At 65.9% G+C, this 10,601-nt stretch carries 11 protein-coding genes; 9 read left to right on the top strand and 2 right to left on the bottom strand.

Annotated elements, in window-relative coordinates:
* Nucleotides 1–304: 304 nt before the first annotated feature.
* On the top strand, nt 305–1,945 hold the full coding sequence (locus PU724_RS24985; RefSeq protein WP_354426066.1) for an ABC transporter substrate-binding protein: 1,641 nt from the start codon (nt 305–307) through the stop codon (nt 1,943–1,945).
* A 125-nt stretch (nt 1,946–2,070) separates the two neighbouring features.
* Entirely contained in the window at nt 2,071–2,256 is a 186-nt protein-coding gene (locus PU724_RS24980; RefSeq protein WP_354424371.1) for a hypothetical protein, read from the top strand.
* A gap of 65 nt (nt 2,257–2,321) precedes the next feature.
* Here the strand turns inward: PU724_RS24980 and PU724_RS24975 are convergent, their stop codons facing one another.
* Entirely contained in the window at nt 2,322–2,465 is a 144-nt protein-coding gene (locus PU724_RS24975; RefSeq protein WP_354424369.1) for a hypothetical protein, read from the bottom strand.
* A gap of 136 nt (nt 2,466–2,601) precedes the next feature.
* Here PU724_RS24975 and PU724_RS24970 point away from each other — a divergent pair, with 136 nt between their 5' ends.
* Entirely contained in the window at nt 2,602–3,435 is an 834-nt protein-coding gene (locus PU724_RS24970; RefSeq protein ID WP_354424367.1) for a PA3715 family protein, read from the top strand.
* Between the two features lie 125 nt (nt 3,436–3,560).
* Here the strand turns inward: PU724_RS24970 and PU724_RS24965 are convergent, their stop codons facing one another.
* Nucleotides 3,561–4,349 (bottom strand): hypothetical protein, encoded by a 789-nt coding sequence (locus PU724_RS24965; protein WP_320255633.1) that lies wholly within the window; start codon nt 4,347–4,349, stop codon nt 3,561–3,563.
* Between the two features lie 145 nt (nt 4,350–4,494).
* On the opposite strand from PU724_RS24965, the gene PU724_RS24960 reads away from it, so the two are divergent.
* From PU724_RS24960 to PU724_RS24935, 6 genes are read left to right on the top strand one after another with little or no spacing between them, the layout of a single operon-like run.
* Nucleotides 4,495–5,127 (top strand): DUF4129 domain-containing protein, encoded by a 633-nt coding sequence (locus PU724_RS24960; protein WP_354424365.1) that lies wholly within the window; start codon nt 4,495–4,497, stop codon nt 5,125–5,127.
* Nucleotides 5,124–6,338: a DUF4350 domain-containing protein gene (locus tag PU724_RS24955; RefSeq protein WP_354424363.1), complete on the top strand. Its 1,215-nt coding sequence runs from the start codon at nt 5,124–5,126 to the stop codon at nt 6,336–6,338. Before PU724_RS24960 ends, PU724_RS24955 begins: the two co-directional genes overlap by 4 nt.
* The gene (locus tag PU724_RS24950) at nt 6,325–7,281 is read left to right on the top strand and encodes an AAA family ATPase (RefSeq protein WP_292174248.1); all 957 of its coding nucleotides are present in this window, start codon (nt 6,325–6,327) and stop codon (nt 7,279–7,281) included. Before PU724_RS24955 ends, PU724_RS24950 begins: the two co-directional genes overlap by 14 nt.
* The gene (locus PU724_RS24945; RefSeq protein ID WP_354424361.1) at nt 7,278–8,582 is read left to right on the top strand and encodes a DUF58 domain-containing protein; all 1,305 of its coding nucleotides are present in this window, start codon (nt 7,278–7,280) and stop codon (nt 8,580–8,582) included. Before PU724_RS24950 ends, PU724_RS24945 begins: the two co-directional genes overlap by 4 nt.
* Nucleotides 8,579–9,598 (top strand): stage II sporulation protein M, encoded by a 1,020-nt coding sequence (locus PU724_RS24940; RefSeq protein WP_128276191.1) that lies wholly within the window; start codon nt 8,579–8,581, stop codon nt 9,596–9,598. The genes PU724_RS24945 and PU724_RS24940 overlap by 4 nt, the downstream gene beginning before the upstream one ends.
* Entirely contained in the window at nt 9,585–10,451 is an 867-nt protein-coding gene (locus tag PU724_RS24935) for an RDD family protein (protein WP_354424359.1), read from the top strand. Before PU724_RS24940 ends, PU724_RS24935 begins: the two co-directional genes overlap by 14 nt.
* Nucleotides 10,452–10,601 lie beyond the last annotated feature (150 nt).

The raw sequence follows: 10,601 nt of genomic DNA, 5'->3' as shown, positions 1-10,601 counted from the left end.
GGCACGGCGCCGAAATAGCTTTCAAGGCTCGAAATGGCAGTCTCTCCCTCGTTAAGACTGCCTGCTCACAGAATCCCTTCTCAGCCCAACTTCAAGTCCCAAAAAGCCATATGCGATTCCCCTGCCCACAAGGGGGAGATTGGCGCTACCCACGTGCGGAACAGCGCACAAGAACTGCGGAAAAGCGAACATTTCCCTGCGTAACCCCGCCCTATCATCGCCGCAGGTCAACGGGCGCTCCGGCGAGACGCATCCGCCCCCCGCACCGCGACCGGCCGGGGCGCCCAACAGGGAGGGAACGACGATGAAATTCATGCTGACCGACAGAAAACTGCACCCGCGGGCAAAGCCCACCGCCGACGATTTCAGGAAAGGCGGCATCAGCCGGCGCGAATATCTTGCCATCATGGCCGGCCTTGGCGTCAGCGCCGCCGGCGCCTTCGCGTTGGGCGGGCTCGGCACGTCGCCTGCCCGCGCGGAGGAGCCGAAAAAGGGCGGCATCTTGCGCGTCGCCATGAACGTCAAAGGTTTCAAGGATCCGCGCACCTTCGACGGTGTCGAGATGTCCAACGTCGCGCGCCACTGCAATGAATATCTGGTGCGCTGGAACACAGACTTCAGCTTCGAGCCATGGCTCTTGGAAAGCTGGGAGACCAGCGACGATGCCAGGACAATCACGCTGCACGTGCGCAAGGGCATCAGCTGGTCGAACGGCGACACCTTCAACGCCGACGATGTCATCCACAATTTGACGCGCTGGTGCGATGCTTCTGTCGCCGGCAACTCGGTCGCCGCGCGCATGGGCGCACTGGTCAACGCCGACACCAAGAAGCCGGTCGATGGCGGCATCGAGAAGGTCGACGACTTCACCGTCAAGCTCAACCTGCCCAAGCCCGACATCTCGCTGATCGCCGGCATGGCCGACTATCCGGCGCTGATCATGCACCGCTCCTATGAGGGCGACGGCGACCCGAAGAAGGCTCTAGCCATCACCACCGGCCCTTGCGAACTGGTGAGCTGGGATGCCGAGACGGGTGCCGAGGTGAAGCGCAAGGACAAGCCCTGGTGGAAGGGCGAGTTCCATCTCGATGGCATCAAATGGGTCGACTACGGCTCCGATCCCAACGCCATGCTGTCGGCCTTCGAATCCGGCGAGATCGACACCGACCACGAGACGGCTTCGGACGCCGTATCGCAGACCGAAGAGATGGGGCTCGAAAATTCCGAGATCGCCACCGGCTCGACCATCGTCGCCCGCTTCAATGTCGGCAACGCGCCCTACGATGACGACAAGGTGCGCCGCGCCGCCCAGCTTGCCGTCGACAACTCGGCCGTGCTGAAGCTCGGCATCGACGGTCGCGGCAAACCCGCCGACAACCACCATGTCGGCCCGATGCATCCGGAATTCGCCGATATCGGCCCGGCCAAGCGTGACGTGGATGGCGCCAAGAAGCTGCTCGCCGAGGCCGGCAAGGCGGACCACGAATTCGACCTCATCTCGGTCGATGTCGAATGGCAAAAGAGCACCGGCGACGCGATCGCCGCGCAGATGCGGGAGGCGGGCCTGAAGATCAAGCGCACCGTGCTGCCGGCCGCCACCTTCTGGAACGACTGGAGCAAATACCCCTTCTCCTGCACGGAATGGCTGGGGCGGCCGCTCGGCGTGCAGGTGCTGGCGCTCGCGTACAAATCGGGCGCCGCCTGGAACGAAAGCGCCTATGCCAACAAGGAGTTCGACGAGCTTCTCGACAAGGCGCTGGCGATGCCCGATGCCGCCCAGCGCAAGGAGATCATGGCCAAGATTGAGCAGAATTTGCGCGATAGCGGCATCATCATCCAGCCCTACTGGCGCTCGGTCTACCGCACCTACCGCAAGGGCGTGCAAGGCTGCGAGCAGCACCAGTCGCTCGAGCAGCATTTCGAGAAAGTGTGGCTCGACTCCTGATCCCTCCCAGGGTGGCAACCCCGGCCGGCGCGGCTCAGCAAGAGCCGCGCCGGCCGTTGCCATGTGCGCCCATTCAGCACAGATTGCATACGGCCTCAGACCGGCAAACGGGGAAGCAGTCAGGCATGGATCACTTCGACCTCGGCACCTACCGCCGGCCAATCTTCACATCCTCGGCAGAGACGCAGCGCTGGTTCGATATCGGGCTGAACTGGTGCTACGGTTTCAACCACGAGGAAGGCATAAAATGCTTCGCGAAGGCGCTGCAGAGTGATCCCCATTGCGCCTTCCTGCACTGGGGCATCGCCTAGCTGCCGGCCTTTCTACGATCTGACCTGGAAGGAGCATGGCGAGGCCGAGGCCTGAGTGGCGCGGTTCAGCGCTGCGCCCAGCATCCGGACAATGTCTGGGCGCTGCGCGGGCTGGTCGAATGCTTGAGGCGGCGCGGCGAGACCGACCAGTTGCCTGGGTTCCAGGCCAGGCTCGCCACGGCGTTGGCAAAGACCGACGTGCCGATCACCTCGTCCTGCCTGTGCAGGACAAGCGCGCATTCAGGGCACGACTGCTGCCATTGAAGATAGCCCGCCCCTGTGCGCGGTCACCAATCTCGCGTACACAAGTCCTGATCCAACCCGGCCCCGCGACGTGAGAACCCCATGCGATTGGTGCTAAGTAGTCTCTTCCTCGGCCTCGCCGCCGCCGGCCTGTCGCCCGCCCGGGCCGCGGCGGACGATTGCGGCGATGCCGCCGCGCTGGTGCAACTGGCCTATCCCAATGCGCAGAAGAGCGCCGACGAAAGATCGTTCACGCTGGAACCCCATACCAGCATCTCCCTGACGCTGCGGGAAGGCGACAATTCATTCGGCCTGGTCTGCAAGGTCTGGCCCGCCCATGACGACCTGCTGCTGGTCGCTGTGCCACTGATCGACAGCGCCAAGTCCGGCGACGGCCAGCATGTCGGCGATATCGAGATTCTCGTCCTCGACATGAACAGCCTGCGGGTGCGCCAGCGCCTGCTCCAGCCCGGGCTGATGAATGATGATGCCATCTACATCCGCAAGATCGAGTTCGATACCGGCCGCTACAGGCTGGCGCCCGATGTCAGCGCCTTCGGCCTGCGCATCGAAATGGCAAGCGATTCTCGGCCCAATCCCTTCCGTGAAACCGACCTCAGGCTCTATGCCCTCACCCGCGATGGGCTGCGCCTGGTGCTCGACGGCCTCGTCGTCGACAGCTATGGCGGCGAAGGCGACGCCAATTGCGCCGGATCCTTTCATTCCAGCAAAGCCGGCCTGTCGATGCGATCGGCGAGCCACCACGGTTATCGCGACATCAGCGTGGTCGAGCGGAGGGATACCGACGAGCCCGACCTCGACACGCAGGGCGAATGCCAGTCGCACCCCGGAAAGCCTGTGAAACGGACCTACCGGCTCCGCTATGACGGCAACCGCTATCCGGTTCCGGCGGCGCTCAAGGCCTTGGAACCGTGAGAAGGCTGCTTGCATCACGGCGGTCCCTGCCGAGCAGGCGGCCTGAGGCGGTCGCCGATGGCGGCGCCGGCAAGGTCTTCGACGACGCCGCCTCCATCATGTGGTGAAGGCGGCGGTCTTCTCCGTCAGGAAAAGATTTCCGCCAGATCCTCTACGCTGGTGCCTTCCTTGACCTGGCGCAGCTCGACATAGCTGACCGCGGAGGCAATCGACATCAGCGTCGACATGAACGCCGAGACCACAGCGCCGAGGACAATCGCGATATATCCGCCAAAGAGCAGCACGACCGTGCCGAGCACCATCTGGATGCCAAAGGCGATCAGGATGAGGATCAGGAAGAGGCCGAACAGCGCCCAGCGGCTGCCCTTGGTGAGCGCACGGCTGCGCGACATGGAGCCGAAGACGCCGAGCCTCTCCTGCACCAGGGCGGGCACCGCCACCGACCAGCCAAGCCACAGGATGATGCCAGGCACCAGCAGCGCTATCGAGGCGAGGCCGGCGCCGAGGGCAACCATCAATCCGATGCCGATGGTCGGCAGCAGGCAGCGGAGCGCGATCTGGATGCAATCCCCGAAAGTCGGCTTCTTGCCGTTCATGTCCTCGATCGTTGCCCTGACCAGCGCCGACTGCAGCAGCAGCGACAGGATGAAATAGAGCATCGCGAAGACCAGGGTCAGCATCGAATCGCGGAACATGGTGGCGGGATCGGCCATAGCCAGCGCCGCCGGATCGCCAGCCGCCAGGCCGCCCATTCGCACCTCGTTCCAGAACTGGAAAACGAATGTCGGCAGCCCCGAGAACAGCGCGGCAAGCCCCAGGCAAAGACCGATATTGCGATTGATGACGGCAAAGCTGTTGTTGAGCACCTTGCCGATCTGGAATTTCTCTGGCCGTGCCAGTGTCGTCGAAGTCATAGTCTGCCCCCTTTACCACAGCCGCATAATGGCTGGTTCGCATGACAGTAAATGTGACAAGATTAACACTTAGCGTCTAGCCTACTTGCAATTGTTGTGTCGCGTTGCCAGTGTCGGCGCGGCGGGCTTACGGGGGAGCGAGCGGGTGGCAGTTGCACAGCCGGGCACAGTGGACGCCGAATGGCTGGCGAAAGTGCACAAGCAGCTGCTGGCCGATACGTCCATACAGTTCGACCTGCCGGCCTTCGCGCAGCCCCAACCGCCGGCCTGGCTGAAGCCGCTGCTGGATTTCCTGTCGCAGCTCGGCCCCTATATGATCTACCTGTTCTGGGGCGCGGTCATATCGGGCGCCGTGATCATCCTGTTCCTGATCGTCCTCGAAATGAAAGGCATCGCCTGGCGCCTGCCGTGGCGACGCTCCCGCGGCGAAGCCGAGGCGCAGGAGGAATGGCGCCCCGATGCCGCGACGGCGCAGTTCCTGCTGTCGGAAGCCGACGCGCTTGCGGCGCGCGGCGACTATGACGAGGCGGTCCATCTCCTGCTTCGTCGCAGCGTCGCCGACATAGCCGGGCGCCTGCCCGACTTCCTGCGTCCCTCGCTGACGGCGCGCGACATCGCCAATGCTCCTTCCCTGCCGGCGCGGCCACGCCGCGCCTTCAGCGAGATCGCACGCATTGTCGAGGCGGCGCTGTTCGCCCGCCGGCCCGTCGGCGCCGAAGGCTGGCAGCAGGCGCGCGGCGCCTATGAGCGGTTCGCCTTCCGGGATGCCTGGGCATGAGCGCGCCCGCGGCCGAGACGGCACAGGAACCGTTCAGCCGCAGAACGCTGTTCTGGGGCATTTTCGCCAGCCTGTTCGCCGCCGCGGGGTTTTTCCTCCTGTCGACCTATGCGCCCGATTTCCGTACGCCCGGCAATGGCGGCGCGACGCCGCTGTCCAAGGGCGGCTCCGGCTATGCGGGGCTGGTGGAATGGCTGAAGCTGACCGGGACTCCATCGCCGATGGCGCACAGCGAGGAGGACCTCAGTACCGGCCTGATGTCCGGCTTCCTGCTGATCGTCACCATTTCGCCCGACAGCGACCCAGCCGCGCTCGACCGCATCGTCAAGCTCCGCGAAGACAAGGCCACGCTGTTCGTGCTGCCCAAATGGCAGACCATGCCGCTCGAGCAGCATGAAGGCTGGGATATCAAGATCGAGCGGCTGCCCGCTACGGCCGTGAACCAATGGCTGGGCCGGATCGGCAAGGCAAAGCTTGGCGAAGGAAAGAGCACGGTCGAGCAACTCGACATCAACGGCCACCTCGTCGCGGCACCGGAAGACATGCAATGGGTGGCCGACGATCATCCGCTGATCTCGGCCGGCAAAGGCAAGGGCGTTCTCACCGAACTCGACGACAAGCCCTTCTACATCCTGACCGATCCGGACCTCATCAACAACGCAGCGCTCAAGGATCCAAACAGGGCCAGGGCGGCGCTCGATCTGATCGCCATGCTTGAGCCCGGCAAGGGCGCCGTGATGTTCGACCTCACGCTGCATGGCGCCGGGCGCACATACGATCTCGCCAAGCTTTTGGTCGAACCGCCCTTCCTGGCGCTGACGCTGTCGATCCTGGCCGCCGCTGCGCTGGCCTTCCTGCACGGGCTTGGCCGTTTCGGCCCGCCGCGCGCCGAGGGCCGGGCGATCGCTTTCGGCAAGCGGGCGCTGGTCGACACCACGGCGATGCTGTTCAAGCGCGCCGGACGGCTGAACGAGTTGGGCGACCGCTATGGCGCGCTGATGCGGCAGCGCGCCGCCGCGCTGCTCGGCGCGCCGCACGGGCTGCAGGGCGAAGCGCTCGACCGCTGGCTCGATTCCCGCGACAAGGGCGAGGCCCAGGGGTTCACGACGCGGCTCAAGGCCGCGGACAATGCCAGCTCGCTGGCGGATATGCATGAGGCAGCCGGGAAGCTGCACGACTGGACGGCAAGGAGGCTCGGTGAACGTCGATGATGTAAAGGCCCTGGCGACAGCGATCAGGGAAGAAGTGGCGAAAGCGATCACCGGCCAGCGCGACACGGTCGACCTGATGCTGACCGCGCTGTTCGCCGGCGGGCATATTTTGCTCGAAGGGCCACCGGGGACCGCCAAGACCATGACCGCGCGCTGCTTCGCGCAGGCGCTCGGCGTCGCCTATGGACGCATCCAGTTCACGCCGGACCTGATGCCCGGTGATATCGTCGGCTCCAACATCTACAATTTCCAGACCGGCCAGTTCACGCTGACGCGCGGCCCGATCTTCTGCGACCTGCTGCTTGCCGACGAGATCAACCGCACGCCGCCGAAGACGCAGGCCGCCCTGCTGGAAGCCATGCAGGAGCATGCCGTCACCTTCGACGGCACCACGCACTCGCTCGGCCGCAACTTCATGGTGGTGGCGACGCAGAACCCGATCGAGCATCAGGGCGTCTACCCCCTGCCCGAAGCGCAGCTCGACCGCTTCCTGTTCAAGCACCGAGTGAGCTATCCGGACCTGCAGGAGGAGCGCGCCATCATCGTCCATCACGGCGGCGGCTCCGCCTCACACGACATCGCGCAATACGGCATCAAGGCGCAGACCGACCGCAAGACGCTGGAAAAGGCGCTCGACACCGTCGGCTCCGTCACCCTCGTCGACGATGTCGTCAACTATATCGCGGCGCTCGTGCGCGCCACGCGCGAGAGCGCCGACCTGGAGGTCGGCGCCAGCCCCCGCGCGGGCGCCATGCTGGCGCGGGCGGCCCGGGCGCGGGCGACGCTCGACGGCCGTTCCTATGTGATCCCCGACGATGTCAAGGCGCTCGCCGTGCCGGCGCTGCGCCACCGCGTCATCCTCTCGCCGGCCGCGCAGATCGACGGGCGGCTGGTGGAGCAGATCGTGTCCGACCTCGTCGACCAGACGGAAGCGCCGCGTTGATCTATCCGAGCGGTAGAGCGGTCTGGGCAGCGGCGGCGGGCGCGATCCCCGCCTTCCTGATCGCGCTCGCGCTGCCGTCCTTCTGGTATATCGGCCTGCTCTGGATCTGCCTGCTGCTTGCCTTCCTGGCGGTGGACGCGGCCGCCGGACGCGGGCGCGCCTCGCTCAGCGCCAGCCTCGACGCGCCGCCGCAGGTCGGCGTCGGCGGGCGTTTCGCCGTCCGCGTCGCCGCCAGTCTCGGCAAGCAGGCGCGCCTGCTGCAGGCGCGCGTCGGCCATGACCAGCGGCTGGCGCCGATCCATGGCACGGGCGGCGCGCTGCCGGCGAATGGCGGAACGCTCGACCTCGAATTCACGGCGCTGAGGCGCGGCATGGCCAATTTCGACCGGCTGTGGCTGCGCTGGCGCGGGCCGTTCGGGCTGGTCTGGAACCAGGTCGTGCTGCCGATGGACGAGAAGGTCGCTGTGCTGCCCGACGTCAGCCGCGCCCGCGACGAAGCGATCACGCTTCTGCAACGCTCGGCGCAGGCTGACGGCCATGCCCAAAAGCGGGCTGGCCAGGGCCGCGAATTCGAGGCGCTGAAGGACTACCAGCCCGGCATGGGCCGGCGGATGATCGACTGGAAGCGCAGCGCCCGCCACGGCAAGCTCCTGGCCCGCGAATTCCGGATCGAGGAGAACAACAGCATCGTGCTCGCCATCGACAGCGGACGCCTGATGTGCGAGCCGGTCGACGGCGTGCCGAAGGTCGACCGCGCGGTGACGGCGGCGCTTCTGTCAGCCTTCATCGCGCTGAAAGGCGGCGATCTCGTCAGCCTGTTCTCCTTCGATGCCAGGCCGCGCGTCTCAAGCGGCGCGGTGCGCGGCTCGGCCAGCTTCCCGATGATCCAGAAGCGAGCGGCCGAAATCGACTATTCCAGCGAGGAAACCAACTTCACGCTGGCGCTGACGACGCTTTCGGGCAAGCTCGACCGGCGCTCGCTGGTCATCATCTTCACCGATTTCGTCGATCCGATCAGCGCCGAGCTGATGCTGCGCACCGTCGGCCGGCTGACCGAGCGGCATCTGGTGCTGTTCATGATGATGAAGGATGTCGAACTGGAGCGCCTCGCCGACATGCCGCCCGCGACGCCGGAGGATGTTGCGCGCGCCGTCACCGCCGGCGGCCTGCTGCGGGAACGGCAGGTCGTGATCGGCCGGCTGAGGCTGCTCGGCGCGCATGTGATCGAGGCCGGCCACCAGCGGCTCGGCCCGGCGCTGGTCGAGCGCTATCTCGAGCTCAAGCAGGAGAATCTGCTGTGACGAACCCGGCCGGCACCGATGCGGTGCGCCAGACGCTGGCCAGCTTCCGCCAGGAACGCGAGGCCGACTGGAAGGCGTTCGAGGCGCTGCTGGCCCGGGTCGAGAAGCGGGCGCCGCGCACGCTTTCGGAAGAGGAACTGCTGTCGCTGCCGCTGCTCTATCGCTCGGCGCTGTCGTCACTGTCGGTGGCCAGGGCGACCTCGCTCGACCATGCGCTTGTCGCGTATCTCGAAGCACTTTGCCTGCGCGGCTATTTCTACCTCTATGGCGCCCGGCGCGGCTTGCGGCAGCGCATCGGCGATTTCTTCCTTCACGACTGGCCGAACGCTATACGCGCACTGTGGCGCGAAACCCTGGTCACGGTCGGCTTGACGGCTGTCGGCGCTGGCGCCGGCTACTGGCTGGTGGCTTCCAACAAGGGCTGGTACGACGCCATCATCGCGCCCAGCCTTGCCGGCGGCCGCAATCCGGATTCGTCGGCAGCGATGCTGCGCAGCGTGCTCTATGACGGCGCCGACAACCAGTTCCTGTCGAGCTTCGCCGCCTATCTCTTCACCCACAACACCCAGGTGGCGATCCTTGCCTTCGCGCTCGGCTTTGCCTTCGCCGTGCCGAGCGTGCTGATCATCCTGATGAATGGCTGCATGCTCGGCGCAATATTCCAGATCTACGCCGCCAAGGGGCTCGGCTTCGAGCTCGGCGGCTGGCTGTCCATCCACGGCACGACCGAGCTGTTCGCCATCGCGCTTGCCGGTGCGGCCGGCATGCGCATCGGCACGCGCATCGCCTTCCCCGGCGAGCTGACCCGCATGGCGGCGGCGGCGCAAGCCGGGCGCATCGCGGCGACCGCCATGGTCGGCGTCGTGGTGATGCTTCTGTTCGCCGGCCTGCTCGAAGGCATCGGCCGGCAGACCATCACCGGCGACGGCGCCCGCTATGCCATCGGCGGCGGCATGCTGGCGCTATGGTGCGCCTATTTCTATCTGTTGAGGATTGTGCGGCATGGCGACGGTTAGACGCGCCACCCTCGCGCCGACGCGGCCGCTGATCACACCGGAAGGCGTCGATCTGCGCATCAAGCTTGCCGATGCCGGCACGCGGGCCGCGGCCTTCGTGCTCGATGTGGTGATCATCACCACTGCTGCGATTGTCATCACGATCATCGCCCTGTTCGGGCTGCGCGGCATCGGCTTCGGCGGGCTGCAGCCGCTGTTCGTCGTCTGGATCATCCTGATCTTCCTGCTGCGCAACGCCTATTTCATCGCCTTCGAAGCCGGCCGCCGCGCCGCGACGCCCGGCAAGCGCATCGTCGGCATCCGCGTCGCCTCGCGCAGCGGCGCCGGCCTGTCGGTCGATCAGGTCATCGCGCGCAATCTGATGCGCGAGATCGAGATCTTCCTGCCGCTGTCGATCATCGCCGGGCGCGGCGGCGCCGGCGTCGCCGACACGCTGACGACCATTTTCGGGCTGGCGTGGGCGCTGCTCTTCGCGCTCTTCCCGCTGTTCAACCGCGACCGCCTGCGCATCGGCGACCTGCTCGCCGGAACCTGGGTGGTCGAAGCGCCGAAGCTGAAGCTGGTCGAAGACCTGTCGCGCAGGCAGGACCCGGTCGCCGCCCGTTTCCGTTTCAGCCTGGCCCAACTCGATGCCTACGGCATCGCCGAACTGCACAAGCTGGAAGAGGTGCTACGCCGCGACGACTATTTCGCGCTGAAGACAGTGGCCGAAATGATCGGGAAGAAGATCGGCGTGACGATCGAAGCGCCGGATTCCAGGGCGTTCCTCACGGCCTACTACAGCGAGCTCAGGGCGCATCTCGAGCGCAAACTGCTGCTCGGCAACCGCAAGGCGGACAAGCACGCGCGGTAGCGGCAGATACCGGAACTTGGCGCCGCCCCTCATCCGCCCTTCGGGCACCTTCTCCCCGTAAACGAGGAGAAGGCCATAGCCGCGCCTGCGGTTGGCGAAACCCCACGCGACGCGCCGACTCACAATAACTTTGAACCGAAGCCTGGCTCG

This window comes from Mesorhizobium abyssinicae (assembly GCF_049887195.1).
GTDB classification, from domain to species: Bacteria; Pseudomonadota; Alphaproteobacteria; order Rhizobiales; family Rhizobiaceae; genus Mesorhizobium; species Mesorhizobium abyssinicae.
Note: the sequence above shows the minus strand (reverse complement) of the source record. Positions and strands in the feature narration are given on the sequence as shown.